Raw genomic sequence first — 23,771 nt, forward strand, 5'->3', positions numbered from 1 at the left:
CCAGCAAGCGCCCCTCCCACCACCGCGCCGCCAACACCAACGAGCAAACTCCGACGAGAAATCATGTTCAGCCTTCTCGACCGCTATTGGATTGAGTTTTTCGCGCAATCGGGATTTCGCAGGAAATAGGCGTGCTGGACTCAAATGCCACCAGTGCGCGATGGCTGCACTTAGCCACCAAGCTCCGGCGAATGACAATACGTTGCGCCAAGTGCGACCTGATCTCTGCCCGAGCGCTTCCGGCTTGATCCCGTACTGGTAATGATGCTGACTTATTAGCAAGCGCTTCATTGTTCGCGAGCCATGCAGTCCCTTGGGATGTCGTCGCATGGCACGACCTTGCATAGCCGGTATGGGCGCATTTATGTGATGGTCTTGACGTAACCGCCGCTTCCACAATTCCGTCCACTCGAGGGAACTTCTGACGGGAATGTACGCATCGGGCTCAGAATGTTTCCAATACCTATTTTCGCAGAATTGATAAGCCTCTCGTATCAGAGACGGCAACTCGTTAGGATAAGCCACCTCAAGTCCCAGAGTTCAAGCAGGTTGCTTCAATTCCTTGATGAACGAAAGTACTGCAGGAGCCCGCTCCGACTTCCTGTGCACCATGGCCAGGTCCGACTGCTGATGGTAGTTCGCCAGAGGGCGATATAGTACACCCGGTACCTTCAAGTTCTTTACCGAACTCGGGACGAACGCCAACCCAAGTCCACCGGCAACCATGCCAGCGAGCGCCGTAAATTGCCCTGCCCGCTGTGTGATGTGCGGGGTTAGCCCAGCTGCTGTGCAGAGCTCTGCGACCTGCGCGTTGAAGCCGACACCCTCCTGGATTTGGACGGCAACGAACTGCTCTTGCTGCAATTGCTTTGGTGGGACAGATTTTAGCTTCGCCAACGGATGCCGCGCTGGAATCGCCAGGATAATGGGATCGTGATAGATCGCGGTTATTGTCAAGTCCGGCATCGGGGACTTAACTGGCAGCCGAATAATTCCAACATCAAGGCGGCCGCTAGCGATGTCATGAAGCTGATGAAGAATTCCGAGTTCGTTTAGCCTGAATTCAACCAGCGGATTGGCGGCGCGGTAGCGCGCAATGGCACCTGAGAGAACCCCGGAAAATACGGCGGATCCAACAAACCCGATTTCAATATGGCCAAGCTGACCGCGTCCAGCCTGACGGGCTACCAGGATCGTGCGCTCCACCTGCTGCAGCGCGCGGAGGGCTTCATCCAACATGACCCGCCCTGAGGCCGTGAGCCGTACGGACCTCTTCGTCCGCGAAAAGAGCTGCACGCCGATATCTCGTTCGAGCGCTTGGATTTGCTGCGTCAATGCCGGCTGGGCAATTCCGAGGCGTTCTGCCGCGCGTCCAAAATGCAGTTCCTCCGCCAAGACGGTCATCGATTTGAGTCTCTTCAGGTCCATCATTTCCCCCTTCGCCATACTTCGCTCGGTAAGCGACACCGGCCACCCAAGACCAATCCTTCACGCAGTAAGAGACAGCAATCATAACGTTCGCTTATGTATTTGGCACCCCCACCTTATTGGAAGAGCTTAACCACGGGCGCCTATACTTTCGATTGGGACATATCTTCCTGCAGAGAGATACGATTCCAATCGGAAGCTGCTCTTTGCATTCACGACCTCTGATGACGTCAACGGGGCGACGACGCAATTACCGCTCTCACGAACACCATATTCGGGAATGATATCATGCAGTCACGTCGCATACTGATGAAGGCCGGTCTCGCCGCGGTCGCCTTGGGCACTACTAACGTCACCGGGCACGCCGCGCAGGAAAGCAAGTCTCGCGGTAAATCCAGCGGCGAACTACCTCGCCAGCTTACCGTCTTGTCGATACACCAGAAGGACGGGCGCGAAACCCTGGGAGTCAAGACTCAAGCCGGTGTGCTCGACGTGGCCGCCGCGTCAAAGCTCCTCGGCTTTTCACCACCTCTCACTCTTGAGGAGCTTCTCACCAATGGCGGAAATGCCGAACTAGCGGCTGTCGTGGCGGCTGCGCTCAAGTCGTCGAAGGCAAAAAGCACCTTCTGGGACGAGTCGACGATCAAGTTCGGGCGTCTATTCACCAATCCCGGCAAGATCGTCTGCGTCGGTCTGAACTACCGAGAGCACGTCGAGGAAGCAGGCCAGAAACCCCCTGCCGAACCCATTCTCTTCAACAAGTACAACAATACGCTCGCGCCGCACAACACGACGATCAAGTTGCCTCCGCGCGATCTCTCCTACAAGTTCGACTACGAAACCGAGCTTGTCGTGGTGATTGGCCGAAGGGCGAGCAATGTCTCCGTCGACGAAGCTCTCTCCTACGTCGCAGGATATGCTGTTGGCCACGATTTCTCCTCAAGAGACTTGCAGCTTGAGAAGGGTGGTCAGTGGATGGTCGGCAAGACGCTCGACGGTTTTGCCCCGATCGGCCCCTATTTCGTTTCCGCCGATCAGATTGATCCCAACAATTTGAACCTCGAGACACGGGTGAACGGAGAGGTGCGCCAATCGGTCAACACGGCGAAATTCATCTTCAATCCGCAGAAGATTATCGCCTACACCTCGCGTCTCTTCGCTCTCGAACCGGGCGACCTCATCTTCACCGGCACGCCATCCGGTGTCATCCTCGGTTATCCCAAGGAGAAACAGGTTTGGTTGAAGGCGGGTGACAAGATCGAAAGCACGATCCAGGGCCTTGGGACACTATCCTTCGATCTTGCTTGACGACGGTTGCACAGGACTCTGAAGGCAACGGGCGAGCCCGCAGAATGATCTCTTTGTCCGTCCACGCCCGGTCCTTCCTTCTACGACGCCCGCAGGCACCCAGTGGAGAGGTTCGAGCTGCTCCCATGAACAACGTCTTGGTCACGCAAATGCGTGACAATCGAGCGATGCGCGCCAAGCGTTAACAGGAAAACGTCGATTTTGTTGGAGGATTCGTTTGCCCCAGATCAAGCTCGGGCGCCGTGAATTGATCGCCGGCGCGATCGGAGCAGGTTCGATTCAGGCGCTCACGCCTGCCATACCCTCTCAAGCCCAATCGCCACCGACAGCCGCAGCGGCCACCAATCTCCCGGCGGGCTACGTATTTCTAAAGCCGAACGAGGCCGCCTTCGTCGAGGCGCTCGTCGACCATATGGTGCCAGAGGATGAACTGACACCCAGTGGCACCGACATCGGCCTGGCGACCTTCATCGATCGTGCGCTTGCGGGCTCTTGGGGCAAGGGCGACCGCTTATATAATCAAGGTCCGTGGAAACTCGGCACGCCCAACCAAGGCTATCAATTGCCCTTGACTCCGTCCGAGCTCTATCGCACCGGCATCGCCGCTTCTAACGCTTACTGCCGGAAGATCTACAACGGCAGCTTCGACGATATTGCAGCAGCACAAAAGGAAGCATTCCTGAAAGATCTCAGCGTCAACAAGATCAAGCTTGACGGCGGCATTCCCGGCAACGCTTTCTTCGACGTCGTCTATCAGACGGTGATCGAAGGTATGTTCGCGGATCCCATTTATGGGGGCAACAAGAACAAGGTCTGCTGGAAAATGATCGGGTTCCCCGGCGTGATGGCAAATAACGCCGAGAACATCAAGAAATATAACGACGGCCGGATCTTCACTGCTGATCCCATCAGCATTGCCGATATGTCGTAAGGGGACAAGGTTATGGTAACAAAGCTTCCCTCCGTGGATATCTTGATTGTCGGCATGGGCTGGACCGGCGGCATCCTAGCCAAGGAATTGTCGGTGACTGGCCTCACGATCGCGGTGCTGGAGCGTGGGGGACCGCACTCGACCCAAAACGATTTCAATGTGCCGCAAATTCGCGACGAGTTGCGCTTCTCCCAGCGCAGTGACCTTCTCATGGATACTGCGAAGGACACGCTCACAATCCGCAACAAGCCGAGCGAAGACGCACTGCCGATGCGCCGTCTCGGCTCGTTCCTACCCGGCGAAGGTGTCGGCGGCGCCGGCGTGCATTGGAATGGTCATACCTGGCGATGGCCGGATGCGGATTTACAGGTTCGTACGATGTACGAACAGCGCTACGGCAAGAACTACATTCCGCCCGACATGCCTCTGCAGGATTGGGGCGTCACTTACAAAGAGCTGGAACCGTATTACGACAAGTTCGAATATACGGCAGCGATCTCCGGTAAGGCCGGTAACCTGAAGGGCCAAATCCAGCAGGGTGGCAATCCCTTCGAGGCGCCCCGCGAACGCGAATACCCGGTGCCCCCGCTGATCGATAGCTATGCGATGAAACTATTCTCCAAGGCCGCGACAGACCTTGGCTATCATCCCTTCCCGCGCCCCACCGCGAATTCGTCGCGTCCTTACACAAATCCGGACGGTAGCAAGATTGGGCAATGCCAATATTGCGGCTTCTGCGAGCGGTTCGGCTGTGAGTCGAACGCCAAGGGCTCGCCGCATATCACCGTGATTCCGATCGCGCTCTCGAAGCCGAACATCGAGCTGAGAACCTATTCGTGGGTGCAGAAGATCCTGCTCGACTCCACGAGAACAAAAACGACCGGCGTTACCTACGTGAATGTGCTTACCGGCGAAGAATTCGAGCAGCCCGCCGAGCTCGTGATCCTTTGCGCCTACGGACTCTGGAATACGCACCTGATGCTGCTGTCGGGTATCGGTAAGCCCTACGATCCGGAGACGCAGACCGGCACAGTCGGTAAAAACTATTGCTATCAGGGCGGTGCCGGCGTGAGCCTGTTCTTCGAAGGCAGGAACTTCAATCCTTTCATGACAACTGGCGGCTTGAGCTCCGTGATCGACGATTTTCATGCCAACTGGAATTTCGACCGTGGGCCCTATGGCTATATCGGTGGCTCGACTGTCTCTGCCGGATCAAGCAGTGGCCGACCCATCACTTACCGTCCGGTGCCGCCCGGTACCCCGCAATGGGGCACAGAGTGGAAGAAGGCCACCGCCAAGTGGTACCAGGGCGCTCTGCAGATAGGAACATCCAGCTCCGTGATGCCGCATCGATATAATTATCTCGACCTCGACCCAACCTATAGGAATCGCTTCGGCCAACCGCTGATGCGCATGACGTTCGACTTCAAAGCGAACGACGCCAAGATGAATCGCCATGGCGCGGAACTGTGCGGCCAGATCGGTAAGGCAATGAGCCCTACGATCATGAGCACGCCGGCGCCGCGCCTCACCTGGTCCGTAGTACCTTACCAGACGACGCACAATACCGGCGGTACAATCATGGGTACCGATCCTGCCAACAGCGTCGTCAACAAATACCTTCAGAGTTGGGACGTCTCCAATCTTTTCGTCATGGGTGCGTCCGTGTTCGCCCACAACTCATCCTACAATCCGACTGGCCCAGTCGGTGCGCTTGCCTACCGGGCGGCCGACACCATTCGCGAAATGTACCTTAAAAATCCTGGCCCGCTAATGTGACGCCGGTGACCGCACAACGGGACTCCTTTCTATGAAATTCTCGGCAATTCCGTTTGTTCTGATGGTTTTTGCTCTGCCTGCAAGGGCCGCCGATAACAAAGACCGCGGCAAGCAGCTTTTCGAGCAATGCACGGCCTGTCATTCACTCAATGCCCACAACAACGACAACGGACCTAGTCTCGAGCATCTGATCGGGCGGCATACGGCGTCCGTTCCAGATTATACTTATTCACCGGCATTGAAGAGGGCCAATTTCGAATGGACGGTCAACAAGCTCGACGCCTTCCTGACTAGTCCCCAAAACGTCGTGCGCGGCACCAAGATGCCGTTCGCCGGTATGGCGGACGCGCGAGATCGCGCGGATCTGATTGCTTATCTAGAGGACATCACTCGATAGCCCTGTGTGTGCCGAAACCCTTATCCAAGCTAATAAGGTAACGGGTCACCAAGCTGCAAGTGGTCGGGATACTCTATTTCTTGCGATGTGAAGATGCTATGGGCGAGCGGCGAGAGCATGGCACCATGGGCGCTGTTCAACGGCTACCGATGGAGCCCCCCATGTCGCAACATTTTCGTTTTGACGCGAGCAGGTCCCTCACCGCTCTCGAGCAGGATAGCACAATCATTGCCGTGATCGAGATGAGCCAAACGAAGTGGCTGGTTGCGGCGCTCGTTCCCGGCGTCGAACGCCAACCTCTTAAGAAATTCGATGCCCACGAGGAAACGCTGCTGAAGCTCTTGCATCGTTGGCGCCACGAAGCCGGCCAGGCTGGGCGCGACATCAAGCGTATCGTCGTCGCCTTTGAGGCTGGCCGCGACGGGTTTTGGCTCGCGCGCTGGCTGCGGGCGCGCAATATCGAGGTTTACGTCATCCATCCCACCAGCATCGCGGTGTCGCGCGAACACCGGCGCGCGAAGACCGATCGTCTCGATACGGAACTTCTGATGCGCGTCTTTCTCGGCTGGTTGCGCGGCGAAAGGCGCCATTGCAGCATGGCGGCGATCCCGACGATCGAGGAGGAGGACGCGAGGCGACCGAACCGCGAGCGCCAGAATCTGGTTACTGAGCAAACGCGGATTATCAACCAGATGAAGGCGATATTTATCCGCTTCGGCATTCGCTCTTTGCGGCCGACCATGCGCAAGGTTGCGGAAAAGCTCGAAGATCTACGCACGGCGGAAGGCACGCCATTGCCACAGAACACGCTTGCGGAACTGCGCCGCCATCTCGCGCGGCTACGCGTCGTGCGCGACCAGATCCGCGCGGTCGAACAGGAACGCCTGCGCAAGCTCGCGGTGGCGCCTGCTGCGGAGAAGAAAAGCCCACACGCGATGGTCCGGCTGATTGCCCGCGTCCTGGGCGTTGGTGTCGAAACGGCGGACATGCTGGTCAACGAGATCTTTTTGCGCCACTGGCGCGATCGCAAGGCCGTCGCCCGTTACGCCGGCCTGACTGGCTCACCCGACGAGAGCGGCAGCCGTCGACGCGAACGAGGTCTTGCGCGTGCTGGCAATGTCCGCGTCCGCAGCGGCATGATCCAGCTGGCTTGGCGTTTTGTCAGGTTCCAAAAGACCAGCGCCCTGGCCCAATGGTTCGCGGCGCGAACCGCCGACGGACGCGCCAGCACACGCAAGACGATGATTGTGGCACTGGCGCGTAAGCTGCTCATCGCCCTCTGGCGTCTCGTTACGAGGGGCGAGGTTCCGCAGGGCGTCGTGTTACGTCCAGCGTCATGAACGACAGCATGGAAAGAGAGCAACGATAGGACAAACGGTTTGGCAGCCCTTGCCAGAGGCTGCCGACAAATCCGAGGTGGCGGTGTCCCGACGTAAAACCCATGGCTTCAAATGCCGCTGTGAAGATTGGGCCCGCCGCCCCGGAGCTTCGCCGACGATGCGCATAACTGCATCATGGTGCGATCCGCAAATGGATCGACCGAATACAAGGTTGTGGCGCGACTCACAGCCCGGCCGCCAAGCAGCGAGATCCCGACATTTTGTTTCTGATACGCGTGCTGCAGTGCTGGCTGCGGCTGACGTGCCGAGGCCGACAGCTTCGATAAAAGGAGTGGGCCCGCCGTGAACGCGAACAAGCGAAAGCTTGCGAGCGCCATAGGCCTCCTTCTATCGAGGAAGTAAATTGGGGCCGCACGTCAGAGCGCGGCCCACTCGGCAATATAGATTTATGGCCTAGGGAGAGTCGATCGAACGCAACTGAAAGGTTGGCGTCTGGCCCTTCTTGGAAGGATCCATAAGGTAGCCGATCTGGCCCTCCGCCACCCAAAGCGTATCGCCGACGCGCGCGAGGCCGGTCGGTCCAGCGAATTCCTTGATCGTGTCGATTTCGGCCCGATCTCCGACGATCGTCACCTTCGAAAGCGGGCCGGCACCTTCAACCATCAGGAACCCCGTCTTGTCTGCCTTGAAACCGTCGGGAAACTTGATCGGACGTGATGTCTCAAGTTTCGTGACGGCGCCCGCCACGTCCGACTTGAGTTCGATGCGGAAGAGTTCGCCGCTTCGGAACGTGTTGACGTACAAAGCTCCATCCTGTCCGAACGCAAGGCCATCGAGACCGCCCTTCAGTTTGTCGTCTTGGACCCAAACTTCAAGCTCGGAAGATCCCTTCTTCAAACGAAGGATCTGTGGCTGCAGAGTATTTGTGACGTAGAGCGCGCCGTCCGGCCCAACCGCGAGATCGTTACAGATCGAGGGTTTTGCAGGAAATTTGGCGCTGATTTTTCCCTCTCCGGTCTTAAGGTCAAACCCCTTAACGAAGGACCCTTCGATCGTGTTTGGGCCTTTGACGCCAAGCGGGGTGGCGTCGTTCGAACAGACCCAAAGAAGGCCCGATTTCTCGTCGGCGAGAACGCCGAAGATCGATCGCGTGTCGAATGCTCCGGGCTTGATCCAGACTTCAGCCTCGGAGGCACCAGCCCTTGCGCGCACGATTCCGCCATTGGTCAAGCTGCTGGCATAGAGCGTTCCGTCCGTTGTCGCCGTCAGGCTTTCCGGAAACGGGGATCCGGATGGAATCGCGATCTGCGATGGAGCTGCACTTGCAAATGAGGCCGCGGCTATGCCTGCCACCGCTACGGCGGCAATTCGGGCGAGATCTTGAAAGAAATCCGATTTGTTAGCTGTCACGCGTTCCTCCTAGCTAATCTACATGCGGGCACAGGCGACGTTCGCTTCTGAGGGATCTTGAGCCATCGTTCCTCCAGGAGGGCCGGCTCGCGCGGCCGAAGATGCTCAAGCCCGCTGCACGACCCGATTCCGCCACCGCTCCTGCGGCCTGCAGATCAGTCGGCACTCTATTGGCGTCATTGAGCACAGGTTCCCTCGTGAGGCTGACGTAATCGCGATTGGCACCGAGCGGATAATAATATCCGGTCGGTGCGAGCCGGGCTTCGGGATGGCCCGCGCGATATGCATCCAACCGGCACAGGTCGACTAACGTCGCATCGAACTCGCCGCGATCGAGTGAGCCGAGCAGACCGGCTCGGCCGGGGACCACGTGGGTGATGTCTTCGATCAACCGTCCGCTGCCAAAATTCATCAGGATCGCATCGGCAAGGGTCCCGATTTCGACGCCGATGCGCAGGCCGGCGAGGTCGCCGATATCGGCAATGTGGCGGTCGCGTGCTTTCGCGCCGAGCACGACGGTCAGCGGCGAATAGACGTAGGGCTGGCGGGGCGCAAGCACGCCGAGTAGAACGCGGCGTCGGTGATCGGGATCGGTCGCGCCTTCGAAATCAGGCAGCTTGGCCGTATTCACGCCGGGCGCGACGAGAGACTCCTTGGTCGGCGCGTAGCCGCCGAGCAGTGCGGCTCTCAAAATCCTCATGGGTTCCTCCGGCTCGCCACATAGGTCCAAAGTGCTGTGATCTCGTCGTCGCTCAGGAAGTCGCTCCACGGCGGCATCCTGTTGTTCTTGCCGGATTTCACCGTGGTGACAAAGCGCGCTTCATCATCGGGAAACCGGCGAAGGTCCGGCGTGATGGCGCCGGCATTGACCATATTGGGACCGTGGCAGGGTGAACAATGCTCGGCGAAGGTCGCCCTGCCCTGATCGATCTTGGCTCGATCCACGTCGCCATTTTGCTGCGCGGTGGCGGGGTACGCCGCCGCGAGCGCGACAACCGTCACGGCAACAGCTGCGAAATGCGCCGCCGCTCCGCTGCAAGCTTCCTCAATCATTCGCGGACCGCCTACTGGGGCCTGATGGCAAAGACCCACAACGATCCGCCGGTTGGGACCGAAGCGAGCCGCTCATCACCGGAGAAGATCGAGTAGGCGCCGCCGTAACCGCTGGTCACCGCGACATACTGGACGCCGTCGCGCTGCCAGGTCACCGGCTGCCCTTCGATGCCGGAGCCGGTCTGGAACTGCCAGAGTTTCTTGCCGCTGTCGGCGTCGAAGGCTTCGAACTCGCCAGTCAATTCCCCGGTGAAGACGACGCCGCCGGCCGTCGACAGCACGCCCGAGTAGCGCGGAATGTCGCTCGGCACTTCCCACTTGGCCTTGCCCGTCATTGGGTCGATGGCTTTGAGATGGCCGCGCGGTGCGTCTCCAAATTCAAACGGACTAAAGCTTCGGTCCAAGCCGGTATACCATGCACCCGCCTTGTAGGTCACCGACCTGGTCTTGTAGTAGGTGCCGAACGAAAGCGTGTTGGCATAGGCAAGGCCGGTTTGTGGATTGAACGACATCGGCGACCAGTTCTTGGCACCGGCGAACCAGGAGGGATGGACCATGACCTTCTTGCCTTCGCGGGCGTCCGTGGTGACGTCGGCCTCGATCGGCCGGCCGGTCTTCATATCGATGCCGGACGCCCAGTTGACCTTCACAAACGGATTGGCCGCGAGCAGCTTGCCGTTGGTCCGATCGAACACGTAGAAAAAGCCGTTGCGATTGGCATCCAACAAGACCTTGGTCGGTCTGCCCTCAACCATCATGTCGGCAAGCACCATCTCGGCGACAGCGTCAAAGTCGAACGGATTGTTCGGCGAGAACTGGTAATGCCACTTCATCTTGCCGGTCTTCGGATCGAGTGCCAGCACGGAGCAGGTGTAGAGATTGTCTCCGGGACGCACGGCTGAATCGAATGGGCCGGGATTGCCGGTACCCCAATATACCGTGTTCAACTCCGGATCATACGAGCCGGTGATCCACGTCGAACCGCCGCCGTGTTTCCAGGTGTCGCCCTTCCAGGAATCGCCGCCGGGCTCATCCGGGGACGGAATCGTATAGGTGCGCCACAGATGGTTGCCGGTCTCAGGATCCCAGCCATCAATGAAGCCGCGGATCCCAAACTCGGCGCCCGAGATGCCGGTCAGCACAACCCCATCCGCAACGAGTGGCGCTACCGTCATCGAATAGCCTTCCTTGACGTCGGCTGCGTTCTGGCGCCAGAGCTCCTTGCCGGTCTTGGCGTCGAGCGCGATCACATTCGCATCCAGTGTAGTGCGGAACACCTTGCCGTCGAACAGCGCCGCGCCGCGATTGTTGATGCCGCAGCAGACAATTCGCGGCGTCTCGGGCGGATACTCGACCTTGGTCTTCCAGATTTGCTTGCCGGTCTTGGCGTCGATCGCCATCGTGGCGGCGTGCGTGGTGAGATAAATAATGCCCTCGTAAACCAGCGGCTGCGACTCTTGACTTCGGTCGTCGGCGAGGCTGTAGCTCCACACAGGAACGAGATTTTTAGCGGTGTCCTTGTTGATCTGGGTCAGCGGGCTAAACCGTTGCAGATTGTAACCCATGCCGTAATTTAGAACGTTTGAGGTATCGCTTGCGCCCTTGACCAGCTGACCGGCGGTCTGAGCGTTTGCACCATACGATGCAAAGACGGCAAGGCAAGCGGCCAGCGCACTCCATTTCATCCATTCCTCCCGAAATGTGTTTAGCGCCAACTTTGGCGCGGCCGAACAAACCTCTACTCGCAATCGATCAGCGATCCTCTTTGATATAATCGCCGCTCCCACAATTCAGTCCACTTGAAGGACGTCTTGTGGGCACTCTAGGCATCGGTCTCAGAACGCTTCCAATAGTTATTTGCGCAACAATAATAAGCTGGTCGTATCAGTGACGAACAGTTTGTAGGCATAATCCAACCTCACCTGTCAGAGTTCATGCTGCTTGCTTCCAGTTCCTCGATGAACGAGAGCACGGCAGGAGCTGGCTCCGACTTCCTGTGCACGATAGCCAGTGACGTCGTTGACTGGAATTCGCCAGGGGCGATACACCGCGCTAGGTATTTGCACGGTAGGCGTTTAGCGAACGCCAATCCAAGTCCGCGAGCGACCAGCAGCACAGGTTCAGCAATGAACCATGAAGCGACCCCAGCCCACGCACACCAACGAAGAGGTTAATCATAAGGGGGGCTTCTTAATTCGGCGCCCTTGCCTTATTGGAAGCGCGTGAGCGCGAGCGTCTATACTTGCAGTGAGCAAACAATGTCTTGCAGCATACAAACCGCAGAGCGGATCGCGGAACAGCTGTTCTGTTCAGTCAGATCCACTCTTTTTGCAACGCCAGAGACCCCTAGTGCAGAGAGAATCGAGATGTTTCGCCTAACCAACCTTGTGATCGCAGCTGCAACCGTCCTCCTCGGACCGGCGGCCCTGCATGCGCAGGAATCGGGAGACCGGTCGATGACGTCACAAGCTGACAAGGCTGCACAGACGACACGTATGGCCGACATTCCCTATGGTCCGCAGACGAAGATCACCGTCGAACGCCAAGGACAGATCGTTCTGATCGGCATCAATCGGCCATACATCGACAACCGGCTCGATCCAGAGGCCACAGAACGCTTGGCTAGAGCATACTACGACTACGATCGGGATCCTTCCCTTCGTGCGGCCGTCCTGTTCGGTTATGGCGAACGCTTCTCCAGAGGCATCGATGTCGATGCGGCCAAGTCGTTTGCCCAATCCGGAAGGAAGTTGATGGACGGCCCAGGGTTCATCGACCCCATGGGCCGGACCAAGCCAACGCTCACAAAGCCGCTGGTGGTCGCGGTGCATGGCGACACCTGGAATATGGCACATGAGCTTTTCCTTGCTGCGGACATACGTGTGGCGTCGGAAGACACAGAATTCGGCCAGGACGAGAACACGCATGGTCGATTTCCCGGTGGCGGCGGGACCGTCCGCTTTCCTAGGGAGGCCGGCTGGGGAAACGCCATGCGATACATCTTAACGGGCGACCATTGGGGTGCAAGGGAGGCTTACCGGATGGGAATCGTTCAGGAATTGACCCCAAACCGGGAGGCGGCTCTCGCGAAGGCTATCGAGATCGCCAAGAAGATTGCTGCGTCAGGCCCGCTCGGCACCAAAGCGTCTTTAGCCTCTTCTCACTTGGCGCTCGAAGAATCGGAGACGGCGGCGCTGGCCAAGCTTCGCGAGCAATATCTTGTGCTGCTCAAGACCCGCGATTTCCAGGAAGGCCGGGATGCCGAAGCTCAAAAGCGTCCGCCGATTTACGAGGGACGCTGAGTCTCCCCGTCATGGATTGCCCACAACTTCGCACGGGCTATCGTTCCACGGCGGCGACCTCTTCCGCATTTGCCGGCATGAGCAAAACGCAACGTGGCTGCACGATGCATGTATCGTCAACGCGCAGGCGCATCGGCAACCGGAGCTACCCGATCAGACGGTCTGCGACGAGTTCGAAGCCGAGCGGCGATGCAAGCTCTCGATGGCTCCATGCTGAGTCGGGATCGTTCTCGAACGATCTGTCTTCCGCGCCTCGGCAGCAACATTACTCGGTCGCGGTCAGCGCAGTCGGACGTCCGGTCGAGGTCCCAGCTTATGCCGATCGCATCGCGGTCCGTCAGGATGTAAGGATTATCGCGGAGCACCCATGATCCTTCGGCCGCGGCAAACAAGGAACTTTCACGATTCGCTGTACAAGCGGATCATCTGTCCTCGCTGATGCGTAGCAGTCGAACGGTGCCGCAGCATCGATACGACGTTTTTTTGCTCCTCGGTCGAGTTCTCGTGGATGGCATCAGCAGTCGGCTTAATCTGAAGCCACATCACCTTGAATGCGGCTGACTGTTAGGGTCTGTACCTAATTAGTAGATTCTGATTCCCTCGTACCGAGTTGATTCGGCGTGGGGGATTTCGATGCGCAAAGGACTGTTCTGGCTCAACGACAAGCAGTGGGCTCAGATCGAGCCGCACCTGCCAACGAACCAGACGGGCCCGGCGCGCGATGACGATCGACGCATCATCAGCGGTATCATTCACATGCTCCAGTGCGGCGCACGCTGGCGCGATTGCCCGCCCGACTATGGCCCTTACACGACAATCTACAATCGGTTCAATCGCTAGGCTAAGCGCGGACATTGGCAGGCGATCTTTGAAGCGCTCGCCCGCTGCGGCAAGGACGGCGTGACTTTGTCGATCGACTCCACCTCGATCAAAGCGCATCGCTCGGCGAGCGGCGGAAAAGGGGGGAGCATGAACAGGCGATCGGCCGCTCACGCGGCGGGCGGAGCACGAAAATCCACGCGCTGAGCGACCCTGATTGCAAACCTTGCGCATTTCATCTCACTCCGGGACAAGACGCAGATATTGCCGCAGGGCCGGCCCTTTTGAAACTCGCGCCGCCCATGTCTTCCCTCATTGGGGACAAAGGCTACGATGGCGACGGCTTTCGCGCCGAAATCGTCAATCGCGGCGCGAAACCCGTCATTCCAAACAAGTCCAACAGGGTGACCCTCCACAGCTTCAGCAAACGCGCCTATAAAGGGCGCAATGTTATCGAGCGCTGTTTCTGCCGACTCAAGGATTTCAGGCGTGTCGCTACTCGCTACGACAAACTTGCCAGAAACTTCTTGGCTGCCGTCCACCTCGCCGCCGTCGTCGCCTACTGGATCAATTGAGTCTGAACCCTAGTCAGACTTGCAGAGAGCTTTCAAGAAAAACCGGATCTGGCCCCGCAGGCTTGCTTCGGTATCTTCGCCGTGTTTAACGCTGTGCTCGATCAGAATCGGATGGAAGAACGGCATGAAAGCGGACTTGACCGCTCGCGCGGCGTCCGCGGCGTCGTCGACCTCGAACTCACCGGCTTCGATGCCCTCGCGTATGATCGCCTCGAAGATCGTCGCCATTCGCTCGGCATGGGCCTCGATGATCGGCCAGTTCTCCTGAGTGCCAGCGACAATCAGGTCGTGCATGTGTTTTTCCCTGAGCAGCATCATTTTGTTGTGGTGGTGAATAGCCGTCAGGAGTTGGCCGAGCTTGTCCTTGGCCGGCGCGGTCGCGTGTGCGACTGCAAGAGCGACGTCCACGATCTCGTTCACCTTGCGTGCGCAGATAGACTCGTTGATCGCCTCCCTGGAGGGAAAGAAGCGGTAGACGTTCGCCGGGCTCATGCCAAGTTCGGAAGCGATGTCGGCCACCGACGTCTTATGGTAGCCGATGCGGCGAAATTGCTCCTCCGCCGCCTTCAGGATGCGCCCCCGGGCCTCGTCGGTATCAGGTCCCGTTCGGATTGGACGATTCATGTGTGTCTCCAGAACTGATGAATCGGACCTACCGCGCTCGGCCTAGACAACCATCTGCAAGCTGTAAGATTGCGCAACTGCTGCGCATGACCAAGCGAAACCAGCTGGCGACCCAAACCGCCATCGTCTGACAACAACGTGCTGCTCGGCGCCATTGCTGTTCGCAATTCGGTTCCTCCGTAGGATCGTCTTGAGTCTCATCTGCGGTCGGGCCTGATCCGAAACCACGCGGCATGCCTCGAGCGGTGCACCGTGGGCGATGACGGCGTGACAACCGCGACACTGTTCTGCTTGCCTTGTTCCAGCAATCCAGCACGAAACCGGCTGCTTTGCTGTCTCGCTTCCCGCGCGACATCAGTAGATCTGGCCAGGTCCATGGAATGGAATTCCATTGTCCGGGGACAGGAGGACACCCGCTTAGCGGTTGCTCTGCCGAAAGCAGGGAGAAGTTACGCCACGGACGCCTCGCCGCAGCCGCCCTCTTCGGCATCATCCGGCCTGCAATATTAACTCCGAACCATCCTGAGTGCATCGGAGCCTCAAGCTTATCATAGATGGGACAGGCCCGCGTCATCCATTGCCTCGGATCCGTGGTGTTGGATAGGTAATACAAGTATCACGTTGTCGATAAGCCGGGTCGAGCCGATATAAGCCGCGACACAAAGTGCAGCGGAGCGTCGCACCGGACTCTCGGCGGGCTTGAGCGTATCGCAGTCGATAAGCTCGAAGTACTGCAGTCGGTCAACCGTCTGCAGATGCTGCTTGGCAACCGAGATCAGTTTTTCCACCTCGCGCTCTCCCGAACGAAATTCGTCCGCTGCAGCGAACAGAGCCCGACTGATGGCAAGGGCCCCTCGGCGCTCTTCATCGTCGAGATATCGGTTGCGACTGCTCATGGCGAGTCCGTCCGATTCCCGAACAGTTGGAACGGTGACGACTTCAATCGGAAGATTGAGATCAATTGCCATGCGACGCACGACCGCACATTGCTGAAAATCCTTCTGCCCGAAAAATGCGACGTCGGGCTGGACCATGTTGAACAGCTTGCATACGACGGTCGCGACGCCACGAAAATGTCCTGGCCTGAAAGCGCCGCACAGCGGTTTTGCAAGTTCGCCCGGTTCGACGAAGGTTTGAAATTGAGCCGGATAGACCTCCTGTACATCTGGCGCGAACACGACAGCCACACCGGCATCGCGACAGAGCTTCTCATCGCGCAGAAAGTCGCGCGGGTAGGTGCTGAGGTCCTCGGTTGGTCCAAACTGGGTGGGGTTGACGAAGATACTGACGACAGTGACGTCGCATTGCGCTCTGCTCGCCTCAACCAGGGCCAGGTGACCGTCGTGCAGATAGCCCATGGTCGGCACCAGCCCAATCCGTTTACCAGCCCTGCGAACCTTTGCGAGAGCGCGACGAAGCTCGGCGACGGTCGTGATCGTTTGCATGTCGAACCTTGCCTCAAGTCGGTTTGGAAGGTGTCCACTTCGCGATGGCGTGGCCAACGCTCTCTGGAAGCCGATAGGACTCTTGTGCTGTAGGGAATGCACCATCGCGGACATCCGCAGCCCAATGTGACAGCGCCTCCCGCAACAGCTTAAAGCCATCTAGGTAGGCACGAACGAACTTCGGACGATGGCCTTCGATCAACCCGAGCACATCATGAAGGACAAGCACCTGCCCCGAACAAGCTGGACCGGCACCGATGCCAATCGTCGGAATCGTCAGCGCCTCTGTTGCTCGGGCAGCCAGCTCGGCCGGAATTCCCTCCAACACGAGTGCGAAGCAACCAGCCTCTTGCAGACGGCGAGCGTCATCAAGCAGACGCAAAGCATCATCGGCCTTCCTGGCCTGCACCTTGAATCCGCCCATTACGTTGACACTCTGTGGTGTGAGACCGAGATGACCCATCACGGGAATTTCGCAATTGACTAGTGCGCGAACCATTTCGATACGCTTGGTTCCGCCCTCGAGTTTCACAGCGTCGGCACCACGCTGCAGAAATCCACCGGCATTTCGTATCGTGTCCTCGGCATTGAGGTGAAAGCTGAGAAATGGCATATCGGCCACGAGCATGGCACGCGGCCTTGTACGCGCGACGGCTTCGAGGTGATGGTTCATCATAGCCACGCTGACCGGCAGAGTATTGTCGAATCCAAGGCAGACGTTGCCAACGCTGTCGCCGACAAGGATGACGTCGACGACGGGACTGGCGACGCGTGCGGTAACCGCATCGTAGGCGGTGGTCGTAACGACCCGCCGGCCATCCTGCTTCCAGCGCTGCAGCATTGGAATCGTGACCCGCTCGACCGGGGCTTCGAGAGTGCGGCTCATTTTGACCTCAAATCTCGTTAGACGGCATCAGGTCGCGTCTACAGCTTGAAACGGGATGATTTGGTATCGCCTGCCCCGCCTGCGATGTCGAAGCAATAGACTCCTGCGCCATCGCGCGTGACCGAGTACGTCAAGCGATCGGTAATGTGGTTTTCGCGATCGAAGGTTAAGGATCTTTGGCCTCGGCCGGACGATTTGCGTCTCGTCCACGTAGCTCGAGTACGAGCGGCAGCGCCATTAGGAACGCAACAGCGCGAGCCGCGTTCGCCAAAGATGACATAAGTCGAAATCCGCGTCCCGGAGTTCTCGTTCTCCACGAACTCCATCGGCAGAATGCCTACTTCGCGGCACTGGTCCGGATCGAGAGTGATCCACCCGTGATAGTGAAGATTGGCCTCCGTGACATGGATGCCATGCAGTTTAGCCGCAAGCACTTTTCTCATCTGAAAATTCCATGGACTGTTGCACCAGCAATTCGGCACCTTTCAGAACTAGATTGGCATATGACAATACCGCGTATCATTCTATTTTAGAACTGACAATTTACTGCGCGCCACGACCCCTGCGAAATCGGAACCCGGAAGACCCGAGTTGATGCCGGCACCGGGCTCAAGCCCACTTCCGGCGCGGGCCGATACTTCGCAGATAAAATCGTGAATGGCGCGATCACGAAGTCCGAGCCCGTCGTTCCAAGCAGGGTATATCCATCAGCCTGGCGTTGAGTACGGCCATTGCACTGATCGAACCAGTGGCTCCCGCAACGTGCTCGCTGACGATTGTCTGGCGGAGATTGCGTTCCAGAATTGGATGCGCGGCACGAATCGTAGCGTGGGAACGCCCACCCGCTGGACAGGCGACTTTGATCGTAATTAGCCGAGATGGGGTCGCTTTGCGCCAAGACCGCGGTGCTTAAGCACATAGCGAGCGTCGTCAAGTTCAGACTCTTTGCCGAGTGTCGAAGAGATTGGAAATACATGAAGGCCATTCTCTTTTGCCAGCGAGCTCATAGCGATATGATCTATTCACTGTTTGGTAGCCTGCGCAGAGTACTAGGATCCGTGGTAAGCCGGGTGACTACTCCCCGCCGGTCGCTCCATCTCGAACATTCGATCCTGCGTCACTTCCACATAGTCGCCGCCCCGCCCTGCTCGAAGGATCGGGTTAGCGAGAGCCGTCTGATAGACGCCGTCTTTGATGAGGGACTTGTCGATGTAGACCGCCACCACCTCGCCGAGAACGAGCCACCCCCCGACCTTTTCGCCCTTCCAGTTCTTGAACTCGATGATCTCGGTAACCTTGCATTCCATCGCAGCGCGGCTTTCCAGCACGCGCGGAACTTTTACGTGACGGCTGGGCACGGTCGACAAGCCGGCAACGTCAAACTCGCTGACACCATGCGGGACCGGTGACGACGTCTTGTTCATTTGATCACCCAGATCCTTTGTCACCAGATTCCAGACGAACTCGCCGGTATCCGCGACGTTCTTGACGCTGTCTTTCCACGTAATTGATGCAAAGCCAAGGATCGGCGGATCATAGTTGAAGGCATTGAAAAAACTGTACGGAGCCAAGTTGAGTTGCCCTTGACTGTTCATGGACGAAATCCAACCTATCGGGCGGGGCGCAATGATTGCGTTAAACGGATTGTATCTCAGCCCGTGCCCTTGTGACGGCTCATAGTAATGCATGTTATCTGGATCCATGATTTTCCTTCGGAATTGATCACTGAATGATTTCAGACCGGCGGCCGACAATCGTTTGTCGGCAAAAAGCTTCTTGGGAAATGGCGGACGAGACGTCCGTCGAGGATCGCGAACAACTGAACGCGCCCTCAGACCCGGATCACATCTCGATCTGGCTCTTTTCCATAGAGACGTTCTACTTGGTCAGAGCGATGTTTCAGCACAGCACGTTGATTGACATAGGCTTTATCGGTGACTTCCCCTGCGGCCAATGATGGTGGATCCCTTAGCAGGGCAAACGAGTGGATTCTTTCACTGCTTCCAACGGTCTCGTTGTATTCCTGCAAGCGATTTTTCAGAAATTGACCTACGACAACGTCGCAGTTCAAATCAGCAGCTGGCCCCTTTGAAATCCGCGCCGCCTCGGTCGGATTCAACCAGCAGAGCAGCGCACAGGCTTCACGATTTTCTCCGGCAACGACGAGGTCCAGCAACACGCCGCGCGTTGCAGCCAGAACTGCCGCGCGCATGTTTCCGATCGAGACCCACGTGCCGTTCGCGAGTTTGAAGTTCTCGGAAATTCTGCCCGTAAAGCGCAGCCCAAGCTCCGGCTTCTCAGGATCCAGAAACGAGACGGTGTCGCCGATGCGGTAGAATCCTTCCTCATCGAAGGCCTGTTCGGTCAAATCGGGCCTTCCGAGGTAACCGGGAGTGACGTTTGGTCCCTTGACCCTTGCCTCATAAGTATCCCAAAACGGGATCAGTTTTAGCTGCAGCCCCGGCCCGGGAAGACCAATCTCCCCCGGCTGATCTGTTGCCCAATGAGTCGTACTTACCAATGGGGCCGTTTCCGTTGCACCGTAGCCCGACATGACCGGAATTCGTCGGCCCGTGATCGACGATGACAACCGATAGAGTTTCTCAAGCGTATCGTGCGAAATTGCAGCCCCGCCATAGGTAAATCGATCCAGCCGCTTGAACACGCTGGCGCCGAGATCGAAGTCGTTCTCGATCGCGTCACACAAGAGATTATAACCAGCAGGTACGTTGAACATGGCGGTGGGCGAGATTTCCTTGAGATTCGCGACCGTCTTGTGGAAGAGCTGAGGCAGCGGCCGGCCATCGTCGATGTAGAGAGTTCCGCCATTCTTGAGAATGCTGTGAAGGAGGACATTACTGCCCATTGTATGGTGCCAGGGCAGCCACTCAACCTGCACCGGCGCGTCCGACTGAGACACAAGCAGGGTTAACATTTGCAGAGAGCTCGCCATCATGCGGTGGGTGTTGAGCACGCCTTTTGGTAACCCGGTGGAGCCGGAGGTGAAGAGAATCTTTGCGACAGCCTCGCAAGATACTGCACGTGAAGCATCAGCGAATCCGTCGCTGCCCGCTTGGGATGTCAGTGCGCCGAAGGGCACGGTGTCCGGCGCCCCATCGACACAGATCCAGATCGCGGCTGCCAGTTCGGGAATCGAGCGCCCCGCCGAAAAATCGCGACCGCTCTGGACGAAGACGAAATTCGGGCGCAGCGCTTTCGCTATATCCTGGAGCCGAGCCAGGCCTCCGGGCATCAGCGTGTAGTTTGGCGATATCGGCGCCAGGACTACCCCCATCGACATCGCAGCAAACGAGATCACGGCGTTCTCGATGGAGTTTCCTGAAAGTATCGCCAGCCTGTCACCGGCCTTAGCACCCATATCGATCAGGCTTTGGCCGACCGCTTGAACCTGCCGCCACGCTTCGCGGTAGGTGATCTCGTCCCACCCTCCATTCGCATTGCGTTGTGCGAGGAAAGTTCTATCCGGAGCAGAATTTGCCCAGTTCGGAAGGAAATCCGTGATGCGCCAGTCGCAGTTCCCCAACTCGAGAGGCGAGCTCAACATCAGCGTGCCATCGGGTCTACGTCCTACGGAAAGCTCTCTTGGCGCAAACGTCAGTGCTCTCATCGACATCGAAGATGAACTCCTGAATTATTAGGTTGAACCAATCGAGCACGCTTACGCCTCATTTGCTACGCCATCGCTGATAGGCCGTCCGCCTGGATAGCTCGCGCCAATTGCTCTCTTGAGCCCAACCGGGCGGCAGTTCGTGTACCGCGCGAACTGCCGGACCTGTCAGCGGCCGATACGAGGTCACTCGGACCTGGCGTCCAGCACTTCCCCGAAGGATTGCCAACTCGTGCCGACAGCACCTCCTGCGACAGCCTAAATCCCTCTGCGTAATCCGAGTCCATCATGAAGTACAAGCACCTGTCCTGCGGGGACGGGCACAAGGTCGCGGCTGCCTGCTCATGCCGCAGCCGCCTTCTTCGGCGGGAAGCGGCCGTAAAACGTCTCGCCCTTAGCTGCCATGTCGATCAGGAGCTTCGGCGGCGTGAACCGCGAGCCGTACTTCTTCTCCAGCCTGAGGCACAGTTCGACGAACTTTGTCGTGCCCATGAAGTCGATGTAGGACAGCGTGCCGCCGGTGAACGGCGGGAAGCCGAACCCGAGGATCGAGCCGACGTCGGCCTCGCGCGGATCGGTGATGACACCATCTTCCACCGTACGCGCGGCCTCCACGGCCTGCACCACGAGAAAACGCTGCTTCAACTCCTCAACATCGAGGCTATCGGGATCGAGATGCTTCGGTTGCAGCGAAGTCAGTTCCGGCCAGAGCTTCTTCTGGCCTTTCCCTTTCTCGGGGTAATCATAAAAGCCCATACCGTTCTTGCGGCCGAGGCGTCCGCGCTTCTCGACCATTTCGACCAGCAGCTTCTTATGATCCTGATTGATCGCCTGCGTGCCGATATCGGCTTCCGTTGCCCTTAGAATCTTCAGCCCAAGATCGAGGGCGGTTTCGTCGTTGAGCGAGAGCGGCCCGACCGGCATACCGGCCATCTTCGCGGTGTTCTCGATCATCGCCGGCGGCACGCCTTCCAGCAGCATCTCGTAACCTTCGAAGAGGAAGAGCATCACGCAACGGTTGGCGAAGAAGCCGCGCGAGTCGTTGACGACAATCGGCGTTTTCTTGATCTGGCGGACGTAGTCGAGAGCAGTGGCCAGCGCCACGTCCCCGGTATTCTTGCCGACGATGATTTCCGACAGCATCATCTTCTCGACCGGCGAGAAGAAGTGAATGCCGATAAACTTCGACTGATCCTTCCACTCCTCCGCCAGCGAATTGATCGGCAGCGTCGAAGTGTTGGTCGCGAAGATCGCGCCTTCCTTCAAAAGCGGCTGCGCTTTGGCGTAGGTCTCCGCCTTGGCCTTGCGATCCTCGAACACCGCCTCGATCACGAGGTCGCAATCCCTGATCGCGTTGTAATCGGCGGTGGCGGTGATGCGGGAGAGGATCGCCTCGGCTTCGTCCTGTTTCATGCGGCTCTTGGAGACAGCGACATCGACCGCGGCCTTGGCGTGACCCTTGCCCTTGTCGGCACTCTCCTGATCGCGATCGATCAAGACCACGTCGATGCCGGCCTGCGCCGACACGAAACCGACGCTGGCACCCATGAAGCCTGCTCCGATTACCGCCAGCTTCTTGACCTTGGTGGGCGGCACGTTCTGCGGACGGCGCGCGCCTTTGTTGAGGTCCTGCATCGACATGAAGAGAGAGCGAATCATCGCCGCCGCTTCCTTCGAGCGCAGGATATTGGAGAAGTAGCGCGACTCGACGCGTAGCGCCGTATCCATTGGCAACTGCAAGCCTTCATAGACGCATTGCAGAATCGCCCGCGCGCCCGGATAGTTGTCGTAAGTCTCGCGGCGCAGCATTGCGGTCGCCGGCTGGAAGAACTGCAAGCCCGCTTTCGAATAGACCGCACCGCCAGGCAGCTTGAACCCCTTCTCATCCCAGGGCGCGACCGCCTTGCCGCCGGCCTTGATCCAGTCTTTAGCCTTCTGAATCAACTCCGGAGCCGGCACCACCTCGCCGATAATGCCGCGGGCTTGGGCCTTCTTGACATCGATGGCCTCGCCCTTGAACAGCATCTGCACGGCATCCATCGTCGGCATCAGGCGCGGCAGCCGCTGCGTGCCGCCGGCGCCGGGGAAAATACCGATCTTGACCTCAGGCAGGCCAACGCGGGTTTTCGGGTTCTCGGACGCGATGCGGTAGTGACAGGCGAGCGCCAGCTCGAAGCCGCCGCCGAGCGCCGTTCCGTTGATCGCAGCAACCCACGGCTTACCGCCGACCTCGATGTTGCGGAACGATCGCGACAGCTTGCGGGCCTCGCCGAACACAAATTTGTTCGCGGCTTCCTCGCCATCAGACTTTAGCATCTCCCCGTGAGTGCGGTTCATGGCCTCCAGCATCGTCAAATCCGCGCCTGCGCAGAACGCGTCCTTACCGGATGTGATGACGACACCCTTCACCGCGGCGTCCGACGTCAGATGCTCGATGATTGCGCCAAGCTCGGTTCCAGACGTCTCATCGATAACGTTCATCGATTTGTCCGGAATATCCCACGTCACCAGCGCGATGCCGTCGGCGTCGGTCTCAATCTTGAAATTCTTGTAGGCCACTTGATCACTCCCAACTCTCTGTCGTCATCCTGAGGCGGCCTCGCCGCTTGCAAGGCCTCGAAGGATGGCGTGATGAAATCTTCCGCTTTCTGCTCCCCTCCCCCTCGCGGGACGGCGTCGGGGGGTTACTTTTCTGCCAAGACGATCACCCCACCCCGGCCCACTTCGTTCGCCGCCCCTCCCCCTCTAGGGCAGGGCTATCGCATGTTCAGAAGCATGTCGACGAGGAAGCTGTCGTCCCAAGCGGCCCGTTTGAGCTTGCCCCGCAAAGAGGTTTTTGTGTCGGG

At 58.4% G+C, this 23,771-nt stretch carries 21 protein-coding genes; 8 read left to right on the plus strand and 13 right to left on the minus strand.

Features of this window, described 5'->3' with window-relative positions; all coding sequences use genetic code 11:
* Positions 1-540 precede the first annotated feature (540 nt).
* Positions 541-1,431: a LysR substrate-binding domain-containing protein gene (locus GWG65_RS38300; protein ID WP_275200563.1), complete on the minus strand. Its 891-nt coding sequence runs from the start codon at positions 1,429-1,431 to the stop codon at positions 541-543.
* 285 nt (positions 1,432-1,716) lie between these two features.
* On the opposite strand from GWG65_RS38300, the gene GWG65_RS38305 reads away from it, so the two are divergent.
* The 5 genes from GWG65_RS38305 (at position 1,717) to GWG65_RS38325 (ending at position 7,183) form a co-directional block, all read left to right on the plus strand.
* Positions 1,717-2,736 carry a fumarylacetoacetate hydrolase family protein gene (locus tag GWG65_RS38305; RefSeq protein ID WP_275200564.1) on the plus strand — a complete coding sequence of 340 codons (1,020 nt, stop codon included), beginning with the start codon at positions 1,717-1,719 and terminating at the stop codon, positions 2,734-2,736.
* 217 nt (positions 2,737-2,953) lie between these two features.
* Positions 2,954-3,667 carry a gluconate 2-dehydrogenase subunit 3 family protein gene (locus tag GWG65_RS38310; RefSeq protein ID WP_275200565.1) on the plus strand — a complete coding sequence of 238 codons (714 nt, stop codon included), beginning with the start codon at positions 2,954-2,956 and terminating at the stop codon, positions 3,665-3,667.
* A 12-nt stretch (positions 3,668-3,679) separates the two neighbouring features.
* Positions 3,680-5,446: a GMC family oxidoreductase gene (locus GWG65_RS38315; RefSeq protein ID WP_275200566.1), complete on the plus strand. Its 1,767-nt coding sequence runs from the start codon at positions 3,680-3,682 to the stop codon at positions 5,444-5,446.
* A gap of 31 nt (positions 5,447-5,477) precedes the next feature.
* The gene (locus GWG65_RS38320; protein WP_275200567.1) at positions 5,478-5,843 is read left to right on the plus strand and encodes a c-type cytochrome; all 366 of its coding nucleotides are present in this window, start codon (positions 5,478-5,480) and stop codon (positions 5,841-5,843) included.
* Positions 5,844-6,004: 161 nt separating this feature from the next.
* Entirely contained in the window at positions 6,005-7,183 is a 1,179-nt protein-coding gene (locus GWG65_RS38325; RefSeq protein WP_275200568.1) for an IS110 family transposase, read from the plus strand.
* A gap of 107 nt (positions 7,184-7,290) precedes the next feature.
* On the opposite strand, the gene GWG65_RS38330 is transcribed toward GWG65_RS38325, so the two are convergent.
* The 5 genes from GWG65_RS38330 to GWG65_RS38350 all read right to left on the minus strand — a co-directional run bounded on the left by GWG65_RS38330 (position 7,291) and on the right by GWG65_RS38350 (position 11,331).
* Positions 7,291-7,560 (minus strand): hypothetical protein, encoded by a 270-nt coding sequence (locus tag GWG65_RS38330; protein ID WP_275200569.1) that lies wholly within the window; start codon positions 7,558-7,560, stop codon positions 7,291-7,293.
* A gap of 76 nt (positions 7,561-7,636) precedes the next feature.
* Positions 7,637-8,593, minus strand: coding sequence for a hypothetical protein (locus GWG65_RS38335; protein WP_275200570.1), 957 nt, complete (start codon positions 8,591-8,593; stop codon positions 7,637-7,639).
* A gap of 13 nt (positions 8,594-8,606) precedes the next feature.
* Positions 8,607-9,293 carry a transporter substrate-binding domain-containing protein gene (locus GWG65_RS38340; RefSeq protein WP_275200571.1) on the minus strand — a complete coding sequence of 229 codons (687 nt, stop codon included), beginning with the start codon at positions 9,291-9,293 and terminating at the stop codon, positions 8,607-8,609.
* The gene (locus GWG65_RS38345; RefSeq protein ID WP_275200572.1) at positions 9,290-9,646 is read right to left on the minus strand and encodes a cytochrome c; all 357 of its coding nucleotides are present in this window, start codon (positions 9,644-9,646) and stop codon (positions 9,290-9,292) included. The genes GWG65_RS38340 and GWG65_RS38345 overlap by 4 nt, the downstream gene beginning before the upstream one ends.
* 11 nt (positions 9,647-9,657) lie before the next feature.
* Complete coding sequence (locus GWG65_RS38350; RefSeq protein ID WP_275200573.1) at positions 9,658-11,331, minus strand: methanol/ethanol family PQQ-dependent dehydrogenase; 1,674 nt, start codon at positions 11,329-11,331, stop codon at positions 9,658-9,660.
* Positions 11,332-12,012: 681 nt separating this feature from the next.
* On the opposite strand from GWG65_RS38350, the gene GWG65_RS38355 reads away from it, so the two are divergent.
* The 3 genes from GWG65_RS38355 to GWG65_RS38365 all read left to right on the plus strand — a co-directional run bounded on the left by GWG65_RS38355 (position 12,013) and on the right by GWG65_RS38365 (position 14,342).
* Positions 12,013-12,948: an enoyl-CoA hydratase-related protein gene (locus GWG65_RS38355; protein ID WP_275200574.1), complete on the plus strand. Its 936-nt coding sequence runs from the start codon at positions 12,013-12,015 to the stop codon at positions 12,946-12,948.
* A 633-nt stretch (positions 12,949-13,581) separates the two neighbouring features.
* Entirely contained in the window at positions 13,582-13,788 is a 207-nt protein-coding gene (locus GWG65_RS38360) for a transposase (RefSeq protein ID WP_275200575.1), read from the plus strand.
* 44 nt (positions 13,789-13,832) lie between these two features.
* Entirely contained in the window at positions 13,833-14,342 is a 510-nt protein-coding gene (locus GWG65_RS38365) for an IS5 family transposase (RefSeq protein ID WP_275200583.1), read from the plus strand.
* Between the two features lie 9 nt (positions 14,343-14,351).
* Here GWG65_RS38365 and GWG65_RS38370 read toward each other — a convergent pair whose 3' ends face one another.
* The 7 genes from GWG65_RS38370 to GWG65_RS38400 form a co-directional block, all read right to left on the minus strand.
* The gene (locus tag GWG65_RS38370) at positions 14,352-14,966 is read right to left on the minus strand and encodes a TetR/AcrR family transcriptional regulator (protein WP_275200576.1); all 615 of its coding nucleotides are present in this window, start codon (positions 14,964-14,966) and stop codon (positions 14,352-14,354) included.
* A 548-nt stretch (positions 14,967-15,514) separates the two neighbouring features.
* Positions 15,515-16,411, minus strand: a complete 897-nt coding sequence (panC, locus tag GWG65_RS38375; RefSeq protein ID WP_275200577.1) for a pantoate--beta-alanine ligase — start codon at positions 16,409-16,411, stop codon at positions 15,515-15,517.
* Between the two features lie 13 nt (positions 16,412-16,424).
* Complete coding sequence (panB, locus tag GWG65_RS38380; protein ID WP_275200578.1) at positions 16,425-17,297, minus strand: 3-methyl-2-oxobutanoate hydroxymethyltransferase; 873 nt, start codon at positions 17,295-17,297, stop codon at positions 16,425-16,427.
* 38 nt (positions 17,298-17,335) lie between these two features.
* Entirely contained in the window at positions 17,336-17,740 is a 405-nt protein-coding gene (locus GWG65_RS38385) for an aspartate 1-decarboxylase (protein ID WP_275200579.1), read from the minus strand.
* A 606-nt stretch (positions 17,741-18,346) separates the two neighbouring features.
* On the minus strand, positions 18,347-19,000 hold the full coding sequence (locus GWG65_RS38390; protein ID WP_275200580.1) for a flavin reductase family protein: 654 nt from the start codon (positions 18,998-19,000) through the stop codon (positions 18,347-18,349).
* 128 nt (positions 19,001-19,128) lie between these two features.
* Positions 19,129-20,931, minus strand: a complete 1,803-nt coding sequence (locus GWG65_RS38395; protein WP_275200581.1) for an AMP-binding protein — start codon at positions 20,929-20,931, stop codon at positions 19,129-19,131.
* 336 nt (positions 20,932-21,267) lie between these two features.
* Positions 21,268-23,484 (minus strand): 3-hydroxyacyl-CoA dehydrogenase NAD-binding domain-containing protein, encoded by a 2,217-nt coding sequence (locus tag GWG65_RS38400; RefSeq protein WP_275200582.1) that lies wholly within the window; start codon positions 23,482-23,484, stop codon positions 21,268-21,270.
* Positions 23,485-23,771: the final 287 nt, after the last annotated feature.

Origin of the sequence: Bradyrhizobium sp. CSA207, assembly GCF_029051685.1 — a bacterium.
In the GTDB taxonomy this organism is placed as follows: Bacteria; Pseudomonadota; Alphaproteobacteria; order Rhizobiales; family Xanthobacteraceae; genus Bradyrhizobium.

Coding starts and splice junctions, on each gene's coding strand:
- GWG65_RS38300 (WP_275200563.1), bottom strand. CDS start 1,431: ATGATGGACCTGAAGAGACTCAAATCGATGACCGTCTTGGCGGAGGAA.
- GWG65_RS38305 (WP_275200564.1), top strand. CDS start 1,717: ATGCAGTCACGTCGCATACTGATGAAGGCCGGTCTCGCCGCGGTCGCC.
- GWG65_RS38315 (WP_275200566.1), top strand. CDS start 3,680: ATGGTAACAAAGCTTCCCTCCGTGGATATCTTGATTGTCGGCATGGGC.
- GWG65_RS38320 (WP_275200567.1), top strand. CDS start 5,478: ATGAAATTCTCGGCAATTCCGTTTGTTCTGATGGTTTTTGCTCTGCCT.
- GWG65_RS38325 (WP_275200568.1), top strand. CDS start 6,005: ATGTCGCAACATTTTCGTTTTGACGCGAGCAGGTCCCTCACCGCTCTC.
- GWG65_RS38330 (WP_275200569.1), bottom strand. CDS start 7,560: ATGGCGCTCGCAAGCTTTCGCTTGTTCGCGTTCACGGCGGGCCCACTC.
- GWG65_RS38340 (WP_275200571.1), bottom strand. CDS start 9,293: ATGAGGATTTTGAGAGCCGCACTGCTCGGCGGCTACGCGCCGACCAAG.
- GWG65_RS38345 (WP_275200572.1), bottom strand. CDS start 9,646: ATGATTGAGGAAGCTTGCAGCGGAGCGGCGGCGCATTTCGCAGCTGTT.
- GWG65_RS38350 (WP_275200573.1), bottom strand. CDS start 11,331: ATGAAATGGAGTGCGCTGGCCGCTTGCCTTGCCGTCTTTGCATCGTAT.
- GWG65_RS38355 (WP_275200574.1), top strand. CDS start 12,013: ATGTTTCGCCTAACCAACCTTGTGATCGCAGCTGCAACCGTCCTCCTC.
- GWG65_RS38360 (WP_275200575.1), top strand. CDS start 13,582: ATGCGCAAAGGACTGTTCTGGCTCAACGACAAGCAGTGGGCTCAGATC.
- GWG65_RS38370 (WP_275200576.1), bottom strand. CDS start 14,966: ATGAATCGTCCAATCCGAACGGGACCTGATACCGACGAGGCCCGGGGG.
- panC (WP_275200577.1), bottom strand. CDS start 16,411: ATGCAAACGATCACGACCGTCGCCGAGCTTCGTCGCGCTCTCGCAAAG.
- panB (WP_275200578.1), bottom strand. CDS start 17,297: ATGAGCCGCACTCTCGAAGCCCCGGTCGAGCGGGTCACGATTCCAATG.
- GWG65_RS38385 (WP_275200579.1), bottom strand. CDS start 17,740: ATGAGAAAAGTGCTTGCGGCTAAACTGCATGGCATCCATGTCACGGAG.
- GWG65_RS38390 (WP_275200580.1), bottom strand. CDS start 19,000: ATGGATCCAGATAACATGCATTACTATGAGCCGTCACAAGGGCACGGG.
- GWG65_RS38395 (WP_275200581.1), bottom strand. CDS start 20,931: ATGTCGATGAGAGCACTGACGTTTGCGCCAAGAGAGCTTTCCGTAGGA.